We start from the raw sequence: 20,265 nt of genomic DNA, 5'->3' as shown, positions 1-20,265 counted from the left end.
TACGCCGCTGACGAGCTGGACGGTTCGCGAGCACGCCAAACCTCAGGGCCATGATGTATGTGCGCCGCTCCTTGCCGTCCTTGGCACCACGGCATCAGTCCATCCATGGACAAGTTCCAGTGGCGCGCTACTAGGGCGCGAACCGTCAGCGCTCGTCTGTACCGCGGCTTCACTAAAGCATCCGCTTTGCAGAAACCGCTCCTCTGGGGTGGCCGTTGGTGGTCAATAAAGTCATTACTAACAAGCTCCTTGGGCCTTAGCAGAAGAGAGGATGTAGTCGCTTTGTAGAAAGGCGCTTCTCGGGCTGGGCTGCGTTGGCGTGCTGTGGGTACGGTTGTTTTGACACTCTTTGCAGTGTGAAAAAGGAGGACGACTGCAGGTTTAAAGTTATGTAATGTTGGGTATCCTCTTTGTAATAGTCGAGTAGAGGCGGTTAGCCTCTGAACTTTGACAATTCAAGGAGGGTTTTTTTAAGTGTTAGGTAAAGTTAAATGGTTTAGTAAACAAAAGGGTTACGGATTTATTGAGCAAGAAAATGGGCAAGATATTTTTGTGCATTTTCAATCTGTCGTTGGTGATGGATTTCGTACCCTTGAAGAGGGACAAAATGTGGAGTTCGATGTTATGCAAGGGCCGCGTGGAGAACAAGCATCTAATGTAACAGTCCGCTAATCCATAAAGAGGATATTGTTTTAAGGGAGAATCGTTGATGGCAATCGGCGATTCTCTCTTTGGGGAATTCGTAGAAAAAAATCAAGTTAGAAACAATATATTAATATTAAGCAGGATTTTTTATGTAAATCGGGAATATTACTTATATACCAGCATAGAAGGGGGTTGAATTTATGAACATTAATATTCGTGGAAAACATATCGAACTTACAGACGCCCTTAAAGAGTACGTAATGAAACGTGTGGGTAAATTGGCCAAATACTCGGATGAGTTTATGGACGTTCAAGTAACCTTACTTGTCGAGCGCGACCGTCATCGGGTGGAAGTTACAGCTCTGCTCAATGGCATAATTTTACGAGGCGAAGAAGAGACTGAAGACATGTATTCGTCTATTGACATGGTCGTTGAGAAGTTAGAACGTCAAATTGATAAATATCGGACTCGCATTAATAGGCGGATGCGCACAAAAGCATTGAAGGATCATGATCCTAAGCAGTCAACAGCTGCGGAAGAACCGCGTGAAGAGATTGTTCGACATAAGAAGTTTTCAGCAAAGCCAATGTCTGTAGAAGAAGCTATTATGCAAATGAATCTGGTAGGGCATTCATTCTTTGTGTTTACAAATTCGGAAAGCCAAGAAATGAATGTTGTCTACCTGCGTAACAATGGAGATTATGGATTGCTGCAACCTCAGACATAATAAGAGAACCCGGGTAATCAGATGTTGTACCCGGAGAGATCTGTCGCTTTTGATATTCAAGCGAGAGGCCCGCTTAGGCGGGCCTCTCTATGTGCTTATACGAGGCAAGTATCGGTCTTATACGGTTTTTCAGACATACATAGGAAAAATATCCCATGGCCAATTCGGCATGCTTGGTTGCAGACGTATCCCAAGGATGTTAGAATTAATGAATATATAAAATTAAGAAAGGTGGACATAATGGGGCTTTTAGATTTTTTTGATGATAATGCACGCGAAATACGAAAGTATCAAAAACGTGTTGCAGTGATTAATAGCTTTGAACCAGCGATCCAAGCATTGAGCGATGATGAATTGACGGGTAAGACTGCAGAATTTCGAGGTCGTTTGGAACGAGGAGAAAGTCTCAACAGCTTATTGCCGGAGGCCTTTGCGGTTGTACGAGAGGCTGGCCGCAGGGTTCTTAATCAGCGGCACTATGATGTTCAGTTAATTGGGGGAATGGTACTCAATGATGGCCGGATTGCCGAGATGCGTACAGGGGAAGGAAAAACCCTCGTAGCTACTTTGCCGGCTTATTTGAATGCCTTAACTGGAAAAGGGGTTCACGTTATTACTGTCAATGACTACTTAGCTCGTCGTGACAGTGAAATGATGGGACGGATTTATAAGTTTTTAGGTTTATCCGTTGGCCTCATAGTCCATGGCCTAAACTATGAGCAACGGCGAGACAGTTATGCCTCAGATATTACCTACGGAACTAATAATGAATTTGGCTTTGACTATCTGAGAGATAATATGGTGACAAGGCCTGAAGCCTTAGTCCAGCGTCATCTACATTATGCCATTGTGGATGAAGTAGATTCGATTCTCATTGATGAGGCGCGCACCCCTCTGATTATTTCCGGTGAAGCAGACAAGCCTACGGAGTTATATTTCAGAGTAGCCATGATTATTCCACGCTTAAAGAACGAGGATGACTATAAAATCATTGAAAAAGAACGGGTTGTAACTCTCACAGAAAAAGGCGTCAGTCGAGTTGAGAGTATGTTAGGCGTTGATAATCTGTATGAAGACATTCATACAGAGCTGGCTCATCATGTCAACCAGGCTTTGAAAGCACATATGTTGTTTAAACGAGATCGTGATTACGTCGTCAAAGATGGAGAAGTTATTATTGTCGATGAGTTCACCGGTCGCTTAATGTTTGGACGCCGGTATAGTGAAGGCCTGCATCAAGCGATAGAGGCTAAAGAGGGCGTAAAGATTGAAAAAGAATCTCAGACCTTAGCCACCATCACCTTCCAGAATTACTTTAGAATGTATGAAAAACTTTCTGGTATGACAGGAACGGCTATGACAGAAGAACCGGAATTCCGCAAGATCTATAAACTGGATGTTGTAGAAATCCCAACAAACAGGCCTATGCTGCGTAAAGACGATTCAGATGTTATTTACCGTACGGAAGAAGGTAAGTTCTTGGCGGTTGTTGAGGATATCATTGAACGCCATGCTAAGGGACAACCACTTTTAGTAGGAACTGTATCTGTTGAAAAATCAGAGCATTTAAGTACAATGCTGGGGAGACGTGGGGTACCTCACCAAGTTCTCAACGCTAAATTTCATGAAAAAGAAGCCGAAATTGTTTCTCAAGCCGGGCAGGCAGGAATGGTAACCATTGCTACAAACATGGCTGGTCGCGGAACAGATATTATTCTTGGTGATGGAGTGAGTGACTTAGGTGGATTGCATATAATCGGGACAGAGCGCCACGAGTCCAGACGGATCGACAACCAATTGAGAGGGCGTGCGGGACGTCAAGGGGACCCCGGCTCAACCCAATTCTTCATTTCATTAGAAGATGACTTAATGCGGTTGTTTGGGGCAGATAATATCATGGGAATCATGGATAAACTAGGGATGGATGACTCCGTACCTATTACGTCCAAAATGATCTCCCGCTCCATTGAAACCGCTCAACGTCGAGTTGAGAATCGCAACTTTGAAATCAGGAAACATGTATTGGATTATGATGATGTCATGAATCAGCAGCGTGAGGTCATTTATGCTCAGCGGCGTGCTGTACTCATGGGAGAAAATCTCCATGACAATATTATGGATATGATAGAGAAGGCGGCTTCTAATACTATCACTATGTTTAGTGGTGAAAGTACATTTCCCGAAGAATGGGATTTAACCAGCTTAGTCGAATACGCAGAAGGTTTCTTTCTGCCGGGGATTCACTTATCCCCTGAAGAGTTAGCTGATCTATCCGCAGAAGAAATTGAAGAGATGTTGGTAGACAAAGCAAAAGCTCTTTATAAGAGCCGGGAAGAGTTGTTTGGCTCGGATTTAATGCGAGAAGTTGAGCGAGCAGTGATGCTGCAAGTGGTTGATAGCAAATGGATGGATCATCTTGACGCTATGGATATGCTGAGAGAGGGAATTGGGCTGCGTGCCTATGGACAGAAAAACCCCCTCGTTGAATATAGACGTGAAGGTTATGAAATGTTCCAAGCGATGATTGAATCCATACAAGATGATATTATCCGCTATATTATGAGAGTGAGTCCACAAGTTCGAGAAGAAGTAGCTGAACAGCCTCGTAATGTAACAGAAAATCGCTATGAAGGCGAACCAAGCCAACCTATACACACTGGAGAACAAATTGGGCGCAATGACCTTTGTTCCTGTGGAAGTGGGCTGAAATATAAGAAGTGTTGCGGAGCTAAGAAAAAGAAGTAAACGGACCATAGCTTGGAAGGTTAATGGATTTTGGAAAGGGTGAATAGGGTGCTTTCTGATTGGAAAAAGGATCTAGAAACATTATCACTGTCTTTGGCAGATTTGAGGGTTTCTCTTTGACGTTGCTAAGCGTTGTGACAAGATAAGTGCTCTAGAAACAGAATTCCACCGACCGGATTTATGGGATGATCCGGTGAATGCTCAGAAAATCATGCAGGAATTATCCTTACATCAGAATAAGGTTAAATTGTATGAAGGCCTTGAGCAAGAACTTGAGGAGACAGCTACTCTCTGGCAACTGGCCACAGAGGAAGACGATATTAGTTTGGAATCAGAGATTGAGCAAGGAATAAAAACCCTTATGCAAAAGTTTGAAGCTTTGGAATTGGAGTTATTGCTTTCCGGGCCATACGATCGAAACAATTCCATTTTAACCCTTCATGCCGGAGCCGGGGGGACAGAAGCTCAAGATTGGGTACAAATGCTTTACCGTCTATATATTCGTTGGGCTGAGCGTCATGGGTATAAGGTGGAAACCCTAGACCTTTTAATTGGTGAAGAAGCTGGGATTAAAAGCGCAACTCTCTCAATTAGCGGTGAAAATGCCTATGGGTATTCTAAATCTGAAAAAGGCGTACATCGTTTAGTCAGGATTTCGCCCTTTGATGCATCTGGACGCCGTCATACATCCTTTGCTTCCGTGGACGTAATCCCTGAGGTAGCTGAGGATAATGAGGAGATTGCTATTGATTCAGAGGATTTAAGGGTAGATACCTATCGCTCAGGCGGGGCAGGCGGTCAGCACGTTAATAAGACGGATTCTGCCATCAGAATTACACACCTGCCAAGTGGGGTTGTAGTTCAATGCCAGAGTGAACGCTCCCAGACTCAGAATAAAGCTGCGGCCATGCGGGTCTTACAGGCAAAGTTGCTGGAGCTTAAGCGGAAAGAGCAGGAAGCTGAGATTTCCGAAATTCGAGGTGAGCAACAAGAAATTGCTTGGGGTAGCCAAATAAGATCCTATGTCTTCCATCCCTATAGCTTAGTCAAAGACCATCGTACTAATGTGGAAACCGGCAATGTTTCGGCTGTAATGGACGGTGAAATTGACGAATTTATTGCTGCCTTTCTTCAGAAGACTAAAACTGTACAATAAACATTTTTAATAACAAGTAAGATTAAAAGATCGGTTAAAGGAGGGAATTGTGTATGACTGCACTTGAACTAAAGCGAGTGGCGAATGTTATACGTCAAGATATAATATCCATGCTTGCTGCTGCCAAATCAGGGCATCCAGGTGGAAGCTTATCTGCTGCTGATATTGTAGCGACATTATTCTTTAACGAAATGCGGCTTAATCCCAAGGATCCCCACTGGGAGGATCGAGATCGTTTTGTCCTTTCCAAAGGACATGCAGCTCCTGTACTTTATTCAGCCCTGGCGGAAAAAGGGTATTTTCCCAAAGAGGAATTGCAGGGACTTCGCCAAACGGGACATATGCTGCAAGGACATCCCGATATGAAAAAGACTCCTGGGGTAGATATGTCTACAGGCTCCTTAGGGCAAGGACTATCCGCTGCTAATGGAATGGCCTTAGCAGGTAAATTAGATGGAAAAGACTATCGAGTGTATGCTGTATTAGGCGATGGCGAAATGGCCGAAGGACAAATCTGGGAAGCAGCTATGGCAGCAGCACATTACAAGCTGGATAACTTAACGGCTATTTTAGACTATAATGGTCTGCAAATCGACGGCAAGACCGATAGTGTTATGTGTTCGGCTCCCCTCGTCCAGAAGTGGCAGGCATTTTGTTGGCATGTAATTGAAGTTGACGGGCACGATATTGATGCTTTGCTCGCCGGATTTGCTGAGGCCAAGCAAGTTAAAGGTAAACCAACTATGATTATTGCCAAAACTGTGAAGGGCAAAGGGGTTTCTTTCATGGAAGATCAAGCTGGCTGGCATGGCAACGCTCCTTCCCTTGAACAAGCAGAGCAGGCTCTTAAAGAACTTCGAGAGGAGGCGGAAAACCTTGGCTGATAAGGTAGCGACACGGGAAGCCTACGGTAAAACACTATTGGTCTTAGGAGCGGAAAATCCTAAAGTTGTTGTTTTAGATGCAGACCTATCAAAGTCAACAAAGACTGCTGACTTTGGCAAAAAATATCCGGAGCGTTTCTTCAACATGGGAATTGCCGAAGCAAATTTACTCGGGACAGCAGCAGGATTAGCTGCAGCAGGTAAAATTCCCTTTGCGAGTACTTTTGCGATTTTTGCTGTGGGGCGGGCATTTGAGCAAATCCGTAACTCGATTGCTTATCCTAAACTTAATGTAAAGATAGCAGCAACTCATTCCGGAATAACAGTAGGTGAAGACGGCGGGTCTCATCAAGCAATTGAAGATGTGGCAATTATGCGGGCTGTTCCCAACATGGTTGTTTTAGTACCTGCAGACGGAGAGGAAACTCGCCAAGTGATTCTGGCAGCTGCCAAGTATTATGGCCCTGTTTACATTCGGATGGGGCGTTTAGATGTACCTTTACTTTTTGGCGAGGATTATCAGTTTGAGATTGGTAAAGCAAATGTCCTAAGAGAAGGCACAGATGCAGCAATTATGGCTAATGGGGTAATGGTTTCTATGGCTCTCGAGGCAGCCGATGAACTAGCTGCCCAAGGGATCAGTGTGAGTGTTGTTAACGTAGCTTCTGTGAAGCCCTTAGATGAAGAAACAATCATTAGGGTTGCTAAAACTACCAAAGCTGTTGTCACGGCAGAGGAACATAACATTATCGGCGGACTGGGTAGTGCGGTCGCAGAGGTTCTTGCTGAAAAAGAGCCAACGCCTATGGTGCGTGTAGGTCTCAAAGACACTTTTGGAGAATCAGGGAAACCTACTGAACTTCTTGAAAAATATGGGTTAACCAAGGATGCCTTAATTAAAGCAGTTCAGGAAGTTCTACTTAAAAAACAGAAATAATTAACACAGAGGACTTTGACGTTTAAAAAGCTATTAAGTAAGATATGATCGAGACTAACATTCTTTTCAGAGTGTTGGTCTCTTTGTATTCCTAAAAGCTAAGGACTTGCAAAACATAATAATGTTTAGGCGGTTAAACAGGAAAACGGCGGCAAGTGTCGAATAAAATAAGAGTTATAGAGAAAATAGGGCGTGGCGTATAATCAAGGAGGAAAACATGATTCAATTAACCAATGTTTCCAAGATTTATTCGAATGGTGCCAGAGCCCTTGTCGATGTCAATCTGAAAATTGGCAAAGGGAACTTTGTTTTTCTGGTGGGGCCCAGTGGGGCGGGTAAATCAACGTTGATTAAGTTATTATATCGAGAGGAAATACCTACCCGCGGACAAGTCCAAATTAACAGTCGAAACCTTGTGAGAATGAAAGAGCGGGAAGTGCCATATTTAAGGCGCAGTATTGGAGTAATCTTTCAAGACTTTAAGCTATTGCCGAACAAAACGGTGTTTGAAAACGTAGCTTTTGCTCTTGAGGTCATTGGAGTTCCTAAACGTGAGGTAAGAAATCGTACTATGGCAACGATAGATCTTGTTGGTCTTAAGGCAAAAGAGAAAGCCTATCCCCACGAACTATCCGGGGGTGAACAACAGCGAGTCTGTGTAGCCAGGGCGATTATTAATAATCCGGCTTTACTGGTTGCTGATGAACCCACCGGCAACCTGGATCCGGAAACCGCTTGGGACATTATGGATTTGTTATATGAAATTAATAAACGAGGTACGACTGTTGTTATGGCTACTCACGCCAGAGCTATTGTTAACAAAATGCAAAAGCGTGTTATTGCAATAGAAAATGGCAGAGTTGCTCGCGACGAGGAACAGGGGGGATACGGCTACGATGTTTAATTCCTCTGGCTATATTTTTCGCGAGACATTTAACTCCATGAGGCGCAATCCCTGGCTAAGCCTGGCGTCTGTTATAACTGTAATGGTTTCGTTGGTGATCTTGGGTTACTCAATTTTTTTCTTAGCAAACGCTGCAAATATGGCAAAATCTTTTGAATCTGAGTTGGAAATTGGTGCATTTGTTCAAATGAGCTATACACCTGAAGAAGTTCAAGACTTGAAAAGCCAGATTGAACAAATGCCTGGAGTAGAGTCAGTGTCCTTGGTAACAAAGGAACAAGCCCTTGAGGACTTTGGAAAAACTATTGGAGGAACCCAAAGCAGTATTGTTTCTGATGTAGGAGGAACCAATCCTTTTCCGGATAAGTTAACCGTCAAAGCAACGGATCCTCAGAACGTTAAAGATCTGGCTCGGTCGTTGGAAACTAACCCGGGGTTATACAAAATTCGATATGGCCAGGAATTTGTAGATCAACTACTTAAATTTACCCAGTGGCTGAGGTGGATTGGTTTTGGTGTGGTGGCTGCCTTTGGAGCTGCAGCAGTAGTATTGATTTCTATTAATGTTAAAATCAATGTTTTTTCTCGTCGAAGAGAAATTCAGATTATGAAATTAGTAGGCGCAAGCAATGGTTTTATACGATGGCCTTTTCTGATTGAAGGGCTAGCACTAGGCTTGGTGGGAGGAACACTAGCTGCTATCATTGTTGGAGTTGGCTACAATTGGATTACAGTGTATGTCCAATCAACCTTAACCTTTTTGCCGGTAGTGCAAAATGAAGTCCTTTTTCGTCAAGTATCTGTAGGATTATTACTAGCGGGAATGGCCATGGGTGCGATAGGAAGTGTATTTTCTTTACAGAAGTTTCTGCGTGCTTAAGAAGAGAGTAGCGTTTGTGTTTAAGCCCCCACTATTATGTGGGGGCAGGTTTTTAATGACTTTTTGATCAACAGATTGATGTTGGCACTAACCTAACTAGTAAACTTAAGGACGGAGGGGTCGTTTGTTCAGGAAGAAAGTTATTCCAGTCCTCATAGTAAGCCTTCTTTTGCTTGGGACGGCGGCATTGCCTTCAAGGGCTGATCAACTGGGGGAGAGTATTCAGCAACAGAATGATATTGAAAAACAGAAAGATCAGGCTCAGGGTCAACTAAACAAGATTACTTATACAACAGATAATATAAAAGCTCAATTGAATCAATTACAAGCTGAGATTGATACGGCTCAGCAGGCCCTTAATCAGAAGAAGATTGCCTTTGTCCAAGCCCAAAACCAAGTCTCCTTAGCGCAGGAGCAACTCGATCAAAAGCAGAAGGAGCTTGACGAGCGGAGGGTTGCCCTAGGTAAACGGGCGCGAGGGATATATGAGAGCGGTCAGATTAGCCATTTGGAACTTCTTTTTCAGTCTTCGAATCTTAGTGACTTTATTACTCGGATGGAATACTTCTCTAAGCTAGTCGACAATGATCGGCAGCTACTTGCAGATATTGAATCCCAGAAAGCACAAATTGCCCAAAAAAAGAATGAATTACAGGCTAAAAGAGATCAGGCTGCTGATCTTGAAGCGCAGGCAGCTTCGGTAAGCGCTGATCTTGAGGGGAAAAAATCAAAACAACGCAATGCCTTAGATGATAGTCTAAAAGCCCAACAGGCTGCTTTTGATGAGCTGGAGCGATTGGAATCCGAGTCTAAATCTCTGTCGGAGAAGATAAGGAAATTACAAGCTGCCCAGTCGGGAAAGGGAACAGGTAACTTAAATGGGACAATTTCAATTTGGCCGGTGCCGGGATATTATGAAATTAGCAGCCCCTATGGCTGGAGGATTCATCCCATTACCAAAAAACGCAGCTTACATACGGGAACAGATATTGTTGCCCCTACCGGGGCAAAGATTAATGCGGCAGGTGCTGGGGTAGTCATTATGGCTGGTTGGAATACGGCCTATGGAAATATGACGATTATTGACCATGGAAGTGGAATATCTACCCTCTATGGACATCAGTCACGAATAGATGTAAAGGAGGGCCAATCTGTTGAGGCCAATGAAGCAATTGGAGCCGTGGGCTCAACTGGATGGAGTACAGGAGCACATTTGCATTTTGAAGTTAGGGTAGGCGGAAACACCACAGATCCTTTACAGTATTTTCCTAATTAAAGAGATAAGCAGTATTTCTAGTGAGGGATAAGCATATAATAGAGCAAGTCTTAGAAACTTGGCTGTGCCTTTCCAAAGAGAGTGGATGCCAAGTTGAACTTATGTGCAAAGACCAGCGCCTAAGGACTAGTGCAAGAGAGGGAAGGAGTTTAGTGGATTGCAAGAGTGGAACATGAAACGAATAGCCAAACATGTAGGAGTCGTCTTCCTGATTTTCTCTGTATTAGTGACCACTTTGGTAAGTGGTGTAGTAATTACTAACGTCAATAATGTTGGGCGGCTAGTACATGTTGTGCAGCTTATTCGCAAGGATTACTTAGAAAATGTAACGACAGATCAGCTTGTGGAAGGTGCAACAAAAGGTATCGTAGAGATCTTAGGAGATCCATATTCGACGTACATGAATGCCCAGGAGAACCAAGAATTGTTTCAAATGCTTGAAGGAAAGTTTGGGGGGATAGGAATTGTCCTAAGCCTTAAAGATCCTAAAAAGCTGGTAGTCCTGCGTCCGATCAAAAATTCACCGGCAAGCCGGGCAGGGATTCAATCGGGGGATGTTGTCAGTAAGATAGACGATGCCGATACTGCAGGGATGGAACAAGATAAAGCTGTTGGGCTAATGAGGGGAGAGCCTGGTACAAAGGTAGAATTAGCTTTATACAGGGAGAGTGCCAATAAGACCTTCACCGTGAGCTTAACCAGGGAAAACATAACCGTTCCAACCGTTGACGGTCTAGCATTGCCGGGAAATCCGGATATTGCTTATGTCAGTATAACTCAGTTCGGTTCAGATACAGGGAAAGAACTGAAAGAAACTTTCGATACTATGGAGATTAAAAAATTTAAAGGTCTTATATTAGATATGAGATATAACCACGGTGGGGAGCTTAACGCTGCTGTACAAGTTGCCAGTTACTTCATCCCCGAAGGGCCGGTTGTCTACATTGTTGATAAGCAAGGGAATGTCGATACAAAGATGTCTACAGGAACCTATCTGGGAATACCTATGGTGGTACTTGTTAATGAAGAGAGTGCCTCCGCTTCCGAGATTGTTGCAGGAGCCATTAAAGATAAAGGGACGGCAACTTTAGTAGGGGTGAAAACTTTTGGCAAAGGGATTGTTCAAACAATCTTCCCCCTAGACGGAGGAACCAGTGTTAAATTGACAACTGCCAAATACTTAACTCCTAATAAGCTGGACATTCATAAAAAGGGGATTGACCCAGATATAGTGGTTGAGCTAGGGAAGGGAGAACAAGCTACTATTACCCCCCAGGACAAAAATTTTGATTCTCAACTACGCAAAGCTCTGCAGACCTTACAAGGAAAAATAAAATAAAACAAGCAGACCTAACCTTTTTAAGGCACGCTCCATTAAATGGAGCGTGCCTTAAAATTATACATAATTCGAACCACGAATATCGAATATCGAACCACGTTTTTGTGGCCTTCCTAACTTTAATTGCATAGACTACGCTGACCGAAAAAAACGACGGGGGTAACAAGCATGAGAAATAAGACTGGGGTGCGACATTACTTTGCCGAAGGACTGACCACTAGAGGGTACATATCCTTATTACCAAACATGATGCCGACTTGGAAACGTGCTTATGTCCTTTTAGGCGGTCCTGGAACCGGTAAATCGACACTCATTAAGGTGATTGGCCTGGAACTATTGGATCGAGGATATGACATTGATTTTCTGCGGTCAGTGCGAGATCCGGATTCGATGGCAGGTTTCGTTATGCCTCAGATAGGATTAGCAATGATCGATGCCATGGAAGTTTCTCCCCTGCGTTGGCAGGCTCCCGGTGTAGTTGAGAAGTTTACAGACTTTAGTAAGTTTTGTGATGAAGAGAAGTTGGAAAAACAGCGTTCTTCAATTATTGAGCTCGAAAAGCAGCTTCAAGGGCTGCAAATGTCCCTGGAAGACGAGTTAGCTTCGGAACTTGGGTCATTAATAGAAGCCCGGGCCACAAAGAGGCCTATAGAAAAAGAGAATATCTCTTGGATCTTGAGAAACTCCGCTCAGCTCAAGGTAAAAAAAGAGCATACAGGTCCTTGGCCTCTAGCTGAAAATGCTCTAAAACTGCTTCAGAAAAGCGTCATAAACCCCTTCTTTCTTCATGGCTTGACTGCAGAAGGGTGGTTGAATCTAGCGCCTCATTTCCTAACGGATTTTGATCAGATCCGCTTAGAGGGGGATGAGACTCTTGACGCCTTAGATTGGGTACTACGAGAGGCTCAACAATTGGGGCAACTAATTGAAATTGTCTTGCACCCTCTCAACCCGGATGAAGTGATTGGAATTGCTTTTCCGGAGAGGCATTTGGCAATCTGGCAAGGAAATCCGGAAAATCTGCAAGACCAGGGATTAGAACGACCTTTGAGTAAAACACTAAAAGAGACCTTAGCGTCATGGCAGACGTATAGGTCTCAGCTTAAGGGTATATATATGGATGCTGTTGATTTTGATCAAGTTGATAGGTTTCGTGAAACGGTGCTAAATCAGATTTTAATTGATTTACATGTCAAAGGCTGATTGGGGTTAGTTAAATTAGCTAAATAGAGTAGGATCGACCAGGAATTCTCCCATGTCTGCCATTAGTTTTTCAAGATCAGACTCTGTAAGAGAAATTTTATCCAGGGCAACCTGATGAATTGGATTTAACAAACTGTCTACACCGCCACCGATGCCCAGTAAGTTGGCAAGACCATTAGCAACATGAATAACACAGGCGAGCTCAGGATAACTGGGGGTATTTTCCGGAGTATGGTGATAGGATATAGCAGAAACTAGATCTTCGGGTAAAAACCAAGTCCTAGCCAAAAAGCCGCCAACTGTGGCGTGGTTATACCCTATTACTTTCTCTTCAAGTTCAAAATAGGATAGTTTGGCTTCTTTTACCTTCTCGACAAGAAAAGGTCCAACTTCCTGAACATAAATGGAGATAACTAATTTCCCAATATCATGAAGCAAGCCTGCAGTAAAAGCAACATCCCCAAAAGGGAATTTCCGATATTGGCATAATCGCTTAGCAGTCATAGCAGTAAGCATCGAATGCTTCCAAAGCCCCTCTTGTTCAATCTCATACCCTACTAGGTTGTCTTTTAATAAAGGCGCGACGGCAGAGGCCATCGCTAACCCTTGGGTTACCTGAAAACCAAGCATGACAATTGCTTCCTGAAGAGAAGAGATTCGTCTGGCGTACCCATAGTAGGCAGAGTTCGCTTGTCGTAAAATACCCGCTGTGAGGGAAGGATCCTTACCAATAACCGTTTCTAGCTCTTTGACAGTGGTACCTGGATTCTTAGTTAGCGCTATGACGCGCAGAGCAGAGGTGGGTAAGGGAGGAAGAGCTTGTACGCGTTTTAAAACATGTTCCAATTTAATTGTCAAACAGAAGCCCTCCTTCATTAAAGAAATTAGTATAAAGGGAATTTTTCTCTGGGATTATTTATATAGACAAGGGGAAACTAATTTAAAGAATTGCTTAAGAACCCCGAAAGGAGTGTGTCAAATGTTCAAGAGATTGCGATTCTTAATTATCTTAATTCCTCTTTGTCTTAGTTTAACCATAACTGGTTGTAGTCTACAAGATCTTTTAGGAAAAAATAAAAATAAAACTTCATCAAAAGCCGCAGAGGACGAAACAATAATTGCAGTTTCGTTAAACGAGAATGATCCCAACAAACTGCTAATTACTAAAGGCATCGACGATTTAGCTAAGAAAGAAGATGTTACAGTAAAGTATATAAAGAGTGGATCAGAAGCAGAATCCGTTCTAGAAGATGCTAAAATTCTAATCTATCAAGGTGGAGATGAAAGCACTTTACAAAAGTCCCAAGCCCAGGAGATTCCCATCTTAGCCTTGACTCAGCTGCCATCAGGTGTAAAACCGGAAGGGATAATCATTCCGGATCAGGAAAAGGTTGGCGAGTTAATGGCTCAGACATTGGTAGGTAAAGTCACAGAGGGTCAAGTTGTTATACTCCAAGGAGATCCTAATGAAAGTGGTTCTCAAGAACTTTTATCGGGAAATAAAGCTATTCTAAGCAAGTACCCGAAGATTTCCTTACATACCATTTCAAGTCCCAAGGGATCGGAATCGGTAGCGAGGACAAGCTTGGTAGAATTTTTACAGAAGAATCCCGACAATGTGCAAGCAATCTTAGCGCATAATGAAAGCTTGGCTGCCCAGGTAAGCGAGGTACTCAAACAAAATCAATTGGATAAAAAAATCAGCTTAATCGGTGGACAAGCTAATGTTCCATCACTAGATAGAATGGCTAAAGGTTCTCAAACAGGAGATGTTGACACTTCTCCCTATTTGCAGGGGGCTAATGCTTATCAATGGGCGCAAAAGATAATTAATAAAGAACCCTTGGAAATTGAAGATTCCCTTACCAGCGAGCAAGGTGAAATACCGGCAAAAATTGTAGCAGTTAAAGCAGTAACTCCGGCAAATCTGGCAGTTATTCAGAAAAGTTATGCTAAGACACTACAGAGTGCTGAACAAGAGCAAAAGAAAAAAGACGAGTCATCTAAGCAAGAGTCTAAAGAAACGGGAGGGGAAGAAAAGAAAGGTCAAGAAGCTAAAGGTCAAGAGCAAGGGGATGCTAAGAAAGAAAATGGGCAATCCGGAGATAAGCAGAGTGGGGTTCCTCCGGGAGTAGATAAAGTCACAGAACGTGTAAAAACCGAAACAACAAGAGATTATCTTGATGCCAATGGAAAAGTCATGGGTACAGAAAAAACTGTTAATGAACAAACTAAGACAGTTCCACCGGAAATGTTAAAGCAACAGGCAGAACAAGCAAAAGAAGATTCGAAAGGTCAAGAAGAGGAAGGGAAGGATAAGAAATAAGAAAAGAAATAAGTGAAGTATTAGTGGGCAGGTGTTTATCGTAAAAACGATGCACCTGTCCACAGTTTTGTGTTTAATGAATTTAAGAAAGACTAACCATTAAGTGGATATTATGGGCAGGATATACTTGGCACATCTATTTGAATAAGCGCAAGGGTAGATGTAAAATAAACAGTAGTGAAAGTAGTTAAGATAGAGTTCATCTGAAAGGAAGAGCGGAGCGTGGAATTTCAAATACATGCCCCCTATAAACCTGGCGGGGATCAGCCCCAAGCGATTGAAGAACTGGCAAAAGGCTTAAAGTCAGGCTTGAACCACCAGACGTTATTGGGAGTTACGGGATCAGGCAAGACTTACACAATGGCCAATATTATTACTAAGGTACAAAGGCCGACCTTAATTTTAGCTCATAACAAAACCTTAGCAGCTCAACTCTATAGTGAGTTCAAGGAGTATTTTCCCGAGAATGCAGTGGAGTACTTTGTGAGTTATTATGATTATTACCAACCAGAGGCTTATGTACCTTCGAGTGACACTTTTATTGAAAAGGATGCTTCTATTAATGAAGAGATTGAAAAGCTTCGTCACTCAGCAACTGCAGCACTGCTTGAACGCAGGGATGTAATTGTGGTCGCCAGTGTTTCCTGCATCTATGGTTTAGGTTCTCCTGAGGATTACCGAGATTTGGTGCTTTCCCTGCGCCAGGGACAAGTTGTCGACCGTAATGAGATTCTACGCAAGTTAATAGCGATTCAATATGACCGCAATGATATAGCCTTTACACGAGGAACCTTTCGGGTACGGGGGGATATCGTCGAGATTTATCCTGCTTCATCCAGTGAAAAAGTGCTCCGTGTAGATATGTTTGGTGATGAAATCGAGCACATTTACGAGATTAATATGCTTACCGGGGAAATCTTAGGTGAAAGGTACCATGTTTCAATTTTCCCAAACTCACACTATGTAACCGCTCAAGATAAGGTGATGCTAGCGGCAGAGAATATTGAGATAGAGCTGGAAGAACGGCTGAAGAGCTTAAATTCTGAAAATAAGCTCCTAGAAGCACAACGTCTGGAACAAAGAACTCGCTACGATCTGGAAATGCTAAGGGAGATGGGTTTTTGTAACGGCATAGAAAATTACTCTCGTCACTTAACTTTTCGTGAGGCCGGAGAGACTCCTTATACCTTACTTGATTATTTCCCGGATGATTTTGTATTATTTGTCGATGAGTCCCATGTATCCCTTCCTCAGGTAAGAGGAATGTATGAAGGAGACCGATCCCGTAAGACAACACTGGTAGATTACGGTTTTCGTTTACCATCCGCACTGGATAACAGACCGTTAACGTTCAAGGAATTTGAGCGAAGAATCAAACAAAGTATTTATGTCAGTGCCACACCTGGACCCTATGAATTAGCACATTGCCCGACTGTCGTAGAGCAGATCATTCGGCCTACAGGGTTATTAGATCCGGAAGTGATTGTTCGTCCTACTAAAGGGCAGATTGATGACTTGCTGGGGGAAATCCGGAGGCGGATTGCCAAAGATGAACGAGTCCTCGTAACAACTCTAACCAAAAAAATGGCTGAGGATCTTACAGATTACTTTATAAATTTAGAAATCAAGGTAAAGTATCTTCATTCTGATATTAAGACCCTTGAACGTGTGGAAATTCTCCGTGAACTTCGGTTAGGGGAGATTGATGTCGTTGTCGGGATTAACCTATTGCGAGAAGGGTTAGACTTACCGGAAGTTTCTCTCGTAGCAATTCTCGATGCCGATAAAGAAGGTTTCCTAAGATCGGATCGCTCTCTTATTCAGACCATAGGTCGGGCGGCTCGAAATTCAGAAGGCAAAGTTATCATGTATGGCGACAAAATCACACATTCTATGCAGAATGCTCTCGATGAGACGAATCGACGTCGGGCTATCCAAATGGCTTGGAACGAAAAAAGGGGAATTACTCCCCAAACTATTCGTAAGGCCATTCATAATGTCCCCGAGGCAACAAAGGTTGCTGAAATGAAACAAACTTATGGGAAAAAGCTGCCTCCTGAAGAAATTGCCCAGCTCCTTAACAGTCTTGAAGCAGAAATGAGGCTTGCTGCTAGAGATTTGGATTTTGAGAGAGCGGCCGAAATCAGAGATGCTATGATAGAACTTAAGGGAGAAGAGAATAACTATAAAATGACCAGTCAACAAGGGGGAAGTAAAAGAAATACTCGCTATGACCAAAAAGCTCAGAGGAAGGGATCTTCCCAAAAGCGCAAGAAATAGGAATTGGAATGGTTGTATATTAATATCGAATACTTTATAATAAGTTCGTATATGTTCGGTTAATACCGAAAATTTGTTTGGTCATTAGGAGGAAAACCATGACCCATGACTATTTACGCGTGCGTGGTGCACGGGCTCATAATTTGAAAAACATTGATATCGATATTCCTCGCAATAAACTGGTGGTTATCACCGGATTGTCAGGTTCGGGAAAATCTTCTCTAGCCTTTGATACGATTTATGCTGAGGGGCAGAGGCGATATGTAGAATCTCTCTCTGCGTATGCTCGTCAGTTCCTGGGTCAGATGGACAAGCCGGATGTGGATTCTATCGAAGGACTTTCTCCGGCAATCTCCATTGATCAAAAGACAACTAATCGTAACCCCCGTTCGACAGTAGGAACCGCAACAGAAGTCTCTGATTACTTGCGCTTACTTTATGCTCGCATCGGGCATCCCCATTGTCCCAAATGTGGCCGAGCTATTTCTCAGCAGACAATTCAGCAAATGGTTGATCAATTGATCAATCTTCCTGAACAAACTAAGTTGCAGATTTTGGCCCCACTGATCAAAGGGAAAAAAGGGGAACATCAAAAGGTCTTGGAAGATATTCGGAAAGCCGGCTATGTTCGTGTGCGAGTGGATGGAGAGGCCAGAGACCTCAGTGAAGAAATAACTTTGGCAAAAAATAAAAAGCACTCTATTGAAGTTGTGGTCGATCGAATATCTTTAAAACCGGAAAGTGCAGAACGTTTGGCTGATTCCTTAGAAACAGCCCTTAAACTTGGAGAAGGTAACGTCATTGCTGACATTATCGATGGTGAAGAGCTGCGCTTTAGCGAGAACTTTGCTTGCCCAGATTGCGGAATTGCCCTTGACGAGATCTCGCCCCGGCTTTTTTCATTCAACAGTCCTTACGGAGCATGTCCGGCGTGCACGGGCTTGGGGGCTAATTTGGTTGTGGATATTGATCTGCTTATTCCGGATCGATCTTTATCTCTTGCTGCGGGGGCAATAGCACCTTGGGCTAAGTCAACATCCACCTACTACCCTAAAATGATGGAGGCAGTTGCTCAGAACCTGAAATTTGAAATGGATACACCTTTGCAAGATTTAAATGAAGTTCAATGGAAGGGGCTTCTTTATGGAACAGATACCCCAATCACCTTTCAGTATCAAAATATTTTTGATCAATTAAAAACCTATAGTACCAACTTTGAGGGACTGGTTCCTTTATTTGAGCGTCGCTATCGTGAATCCACCTCGGATATGGTGCGAGCTGAAATTGAAGGATATATGAGCGAGCACCCTTGTCCGGAGTGCCTTGGGAAGCGTCTGAAACCTGAAGCACTGGCTGTAAAGGTGGGCGGAATCTCTATTGATGATTTGTCACGCCTCTCCATCACGGAGGCAATTAACTTTGTGAACACCCTCGTGCTGACTCCTAAAGAAGAAACTATTGCTCACCAAATTCTGAAAGAAATTAAAGAACGGCTTGGTTTCTTAATGAATGTAGGATTAGATTATCTGACCATGGCCCGTTCGGCGGGCTCTCTCTCAGGTGGAGAAGCTCAGCGCATTCGTTTGGCGACTCAAATTGGCTCAAGCTTGATGGGTGTTCTCTATGTTTTGGATGAGCCTAGCATTGGTCTCCACCAAAGGGATAATGCCCGACTGCTGGCAACCCTTAAGAGACTGCGTGACCTGGGAAATACCTTAATTGTAGTCGAGCATGATGAAGATACGATGGTTGCTGCAGATCACATTATTGATATCGGCCCCGGGGCAGGGGCCCATGGCGGACGAGTGGTAGCTGAAGGGACTATAGAGGAAATTAAAGCCAATAAGGATTCCATGACCGGGCTGTACTTGAGTGGAGCCAAGAAGATCTCTATACCACAAGAGCGGCGCCAACCTAACGGTAAATGGCTGGAGGTGGTGGGTGCTCGAGAAAATAACTTGAAGAATGTCCATGCACGCATCCCCCTGGGCTTGTTAACCTGTGTGACTGGGGTCTCGGGATCTGGTAAAAGTACTTTAGTCAATGAGATAATTTTTAAGGGATTGGCATCTAAATTTGGGCGGGCCAGGGTTCGTCCCGGTGCCCATGACCAGTTACAAGGCTTGGAATATTTGGACAAGGTAATTGATATTGACCAATCTCCCATCGGGAGGACACCCCGTTCAAATCCTGCGACTTATACAGGGGTTTTTGACTTTATCCGCGAACTCTTTTCTGTAACTCCTGAAGCCAAGATGCGTGGCTACAAACAAGGACGTTTTAGTTTTAATGTTAAGGGAGGACGTTGTGAGGCTTGCCGGGGAGATGGGATTATTAAAATAGAAATGCATTTCCTACCGGATGTCTATGTCCCTTGTGAAGTATGTGAAGGAAAACGATATAATCGAGAGACCCTAGAAGTACGATATAAAGGTAAGAACATTTCCCAAGTCCTTAATATGACTGTGGATGAAGCGGTGGACTTTTTTCAAGTTGTCCCAAAAATCGCCCGAAAACTACAGACCCTTCAAGATGTTGGACTTGGCTATATTCGGTTGGGGCAGCCCGCAACCACTCTCTCCGGCGGAGAGGCCCAACGTATTAAGCTAGCAACTGAACTGAGCCGACGCAGTACGGGAAAAACAATTTATATCCTGGATGAACCGACAACAGGTTTACACACTGCAGATATAGATAAACTTCTGCATGTACTTCACCGTTTAGTTGACGGGGGGGACACAGTACTTGTCATCGAACACAATCTAGATGTCATCAAAACGGCAGATTGGCTCATTGACCTGGGCCCTGAGGGTGGCAATCGAGGCGGTGAAGTGCTGATTGCCGGCACACCGGAAGAAGTTGCTGCTCTGCCGGAATCCCATACCGGACAGTATTTGAAACGATATTTGTGACCTTCACCAATGAGGAAGACGGAGTTTCAGAGGCTATGGAAGGATTTGTG

The 20,265-nt window shown here is 43.5% G+C and carries 15 protein-coding genes; 14 read left to right on the top strand and 1 reads right to left on the bottom strand.

Features of this window, described 5'->3' with window-relative positions; translation table 11 throughout:
- Positions 1–474 precede the first annotated feature (474 nt).
- From BLS16_RS04530 to BLS16_RS04480, 11 genes are all read left to right on the top strand, one after another.
- Complete coding sequence (locus tag BLS16_RS04530) at positions 475–672, top strand: cold-shock protein (protein ID WP_014905244.1); 198 nt, start codon at positions 475–477, stop codon at positions 670–672.
- A 173-nt stretch (positions 673–845) separates the two neighbouring features.
- On the top strand, positions 846–1,373 hold the full coding sequence (gene hpf / locus BLS16_RS04525) for a ribosome hibernation-promoting factor, HPF/YfiA family (RefSeq protein ID WP_092330475.1): 528 nt from the start codon (positions 846–848) through the stop codon (positions 1,371–1,373).
- A gap of 240 nt (positions 1,374–1,613) precedes the next feature.
- The gene (secA, locus tag BLS16_RS04520; RefSeq protein ID WP_092330472.1) at positions 1,614–4,118 is read left to right on the top strand and encodes a preprotein translocase subunit SecA; all 2,505 of its coding nucleotides are present in this window, start codon (positions 1,614–1,616) and stop codon (positions 4,116–4,118) included.
- 48 nt (positions 4,119–4,166) lie between these two features.
- Positions 4,167–5,274, top strand: a protein-coding gene (prfB, locus tag BLS16_RS04515) for a peptide chain release factor 2 (protein ID WP_143015500.1) whose coding sequence is annotated in 2 segments (ribosomal slippage) — positions 4,167–4,235 and positions 4,237–5,274 — 1,107 coding nt in all. Because the reading frame shifts where the segments join, the coding sequence is not laid out codon by codon here.
- A gap of 53 nt (positions 5,275–5,327) precedes the next feature.
- Entirely contained in the window at positions 5,328–6,158 is an 831-nt protein-coding gene (locus tag BLS16_RS04510) for a transketolase (protein WP_092330467.1), read from the top strand.
- Positions 6,151–7,095, top strand: a complete 945-nt coding sequence (locus BLS16_RS04505) for a transketolase family protein (RefSeq protein WP_092330465.1) — start codon at positions 6,151–6,153, stop codon at positions 7,093–7,095. The genes BLS16_RS04510 and BLS16_RS04505 overlap by 8 nt, the downstream gene beginning before the upstream one ends.
- Positions 7,096–7,312: 217 nt before the next feature.
- Positions 7,313–7,999, top strand: a complete 687-nt coding sequence (gene ftsE / locus BLS16_RS04500) for a cell division ATP-binding protein FtsE (protein ID WP_092330462.1) — start codon at positions 7,313–7,315, stop codon at positions 7,997–7,999.
- Positions 7,992–8,879, top strand: coding sequence for a permease-like cell division protein FtsX (gene ftsX / locus BLS16_RS04495; RefSeq protein WP_092330459.1), 888 nt, complete (start codon positions 7,992–7,994; stop codon positions 8,877–8,879). The genes ftsE and ftsX overlap by 8 nt, the downstream gene beginning before the upstream one ends.
- Before the next feature lie 124 nt (positions 8,880–9,003).
- Entirely contained in the window at positions 9,004–10,155 is a 1,152-nt protein-coding gene (locus BLS16_RS04490; RefSeq protein WP_092330457.1) for a murein hydrolase activator EnvC family protein, read from the top strand.
- A 157-nt stretch (positions 10,156–10,312) separates the two neighbouring features.
- Entirely contained in the window at positions 10,313–11,494 is a 1,182-nt protein-coding gene (locus BLS16_RS04485) for a S41 family peptidase (protein WP_242876188.1), read from the top strand.
- Positions 11,495–11,662: 168 nt separating this feature from the next.
- Positions 11,663–12,697: a hypothetical protein gene (locus BLS16_RS04480; protein ID WP_092330454.1), complete on the top strand. Its 1,035-nt coding sequence runs from the start codon at positions 11,663–11,665 to the stop codon at positions 12,695–12,697.
- A 15-nt stretch (positions 12,698–12,712) separates the two neighbouring features.
- On the opposite strand, the gene BLS16_RS04475 is transcribed toward BLS16_RS04480, so the two are convergent.
- Positions 12,713–13,555 carry an HDOD domain-containing protein gene (locus tag BLS16_RS04475; protein WP_092330452.1) on the bottom strand — a complete coding sequence of 281 codons (843 nt, stop codon included), beginning with the start codon at positions 13,553–13,555 and terminating at the stop codon, positions 12,713–12,715.
- Between the two features lie 121 nt (positions 13,556–13,676).
- Here BLS16_RS04475 and BLS16_RS04470 point away from each other — a divergent pair, with 121 nt between their 5' ends.
- The 3 genes from BLS16_RS04470 to uvrA all read left to right on the top strand — a co-directional run bounded on the left by BLS16_RS04470 (position 13,677) and on the right by uvrA (position 20,215).
- Positions 13,677–15,023 carry a sugar ABC transporter substrate-binding protein gene (locus tag BLS16_RS04470; RefSeq protein ID WP_092330449.1) on the top strand — a complete coding sequence of 449 codons (1,347 nt, stop codon included), beginning with the start codon at positions 13,677–13,679 and terminating at the stop codon, positions 15,021–15,023.
- A 222-nt stretch (positions 15,024–15,245) separates the two neighbouring features.
- A complete protein-coding gene (uvrB, locus tag BLS16_RS04465; RefSeq protein ID WP_092330447.1) occupies positions 15,246–17,303 on the top strand; it encodes an excinuclease ABC subunit UvrB in 2,058 nt (685 codons plus the stop codon).
- A 98-nt stretch (positions 17,304–17,401) separates the two neighbouring features.
- Positions 17,402–20,215 carry an excinuclease ABC subunit UvrA gene (gene uvrA, locus BLS16_RS04460; RefSeq protein WP_092330444.1) on the top strand — a complete coding sequence of 938 codons (2,814 nt, stop codon included), beginning with the start codon at positions 17,402–17,404 and terminating at the stop codon, positions 20,213–20,215.
- Positions 20,216–20,265 lie beyond the last annotated feature (50 nt).

The sequence above is a fragment of the Desulfosporosinus hippei DSM 8344 genome, from assembly GCF_900100785.1.
GTDB lineage: Bacteria > Bacillota > Desulfitobacteriia > Desulfitobacteriales > Desulfitobacteriaceae > Desulfosporosinus > Desulfosporosinus hippei.
Note: the sequence above shows the minus strand (reverse complement) of the source record. Positions and strands in the feature narration are given on the sequence as shown.

Excerpts from the sequence above, each read along its gene's own strand:
- secA (WP_092330472.1), top strand. The coding sequence starts at position 1,614 with ATGGGGCTTTTAGATTTTTTTGATGATAATGCACGCGAAATACGAAAG.
- BLS16_RS04470 (WP_092330449.1), top strand. The coding sequence starts at position 13,677 with ATGTTCAAGAGATTGCGATTCTTAATTATCTTAATTCCTCTTTGTCTT.
- uvrA (WP_092330444.1), top strand. The coding sequence starts at position 17,402 with ATGACCCATGACTATTTACGCGTGCGTGGTGCACGGGCTCATAATTTG.
- ftsE (WP_092330462.1), top strand. The coding sequence starts at position 7,313 with ATGATTCAATTAACCAATGTTTCCAAGATTTATTCGAATGGTGCCAGA.
- BLS16_RS04510 (WP_092330467.1), top strand. The coding sequence starts at position 5,328 with ATGACTGCACTTGAACTAAAGCGAGTGGCGAATGTTATACGTCAAGAT.
- BLS16_RS04480 (WP_092330454.1), top strand. The coding sequence starts at position 11,663 with ATGAGAAATAAGACTGGGGTGCGACATTACTTTGCCGAAGGACTGACC.
- hpf (WP_092330475.1), top strand. The coding sequence starts at position 846 with ATGAACATTAATATTCGTGGAAAACATATCGAACTTACAGACGCCCTT.
- ftsX (WP_092330459.1), top strand. The coding sequence starts at position 7,992 with ATGTTTAATTCCTCTGGCTATATTTTTCGCGAGACATTTAACTCCATG.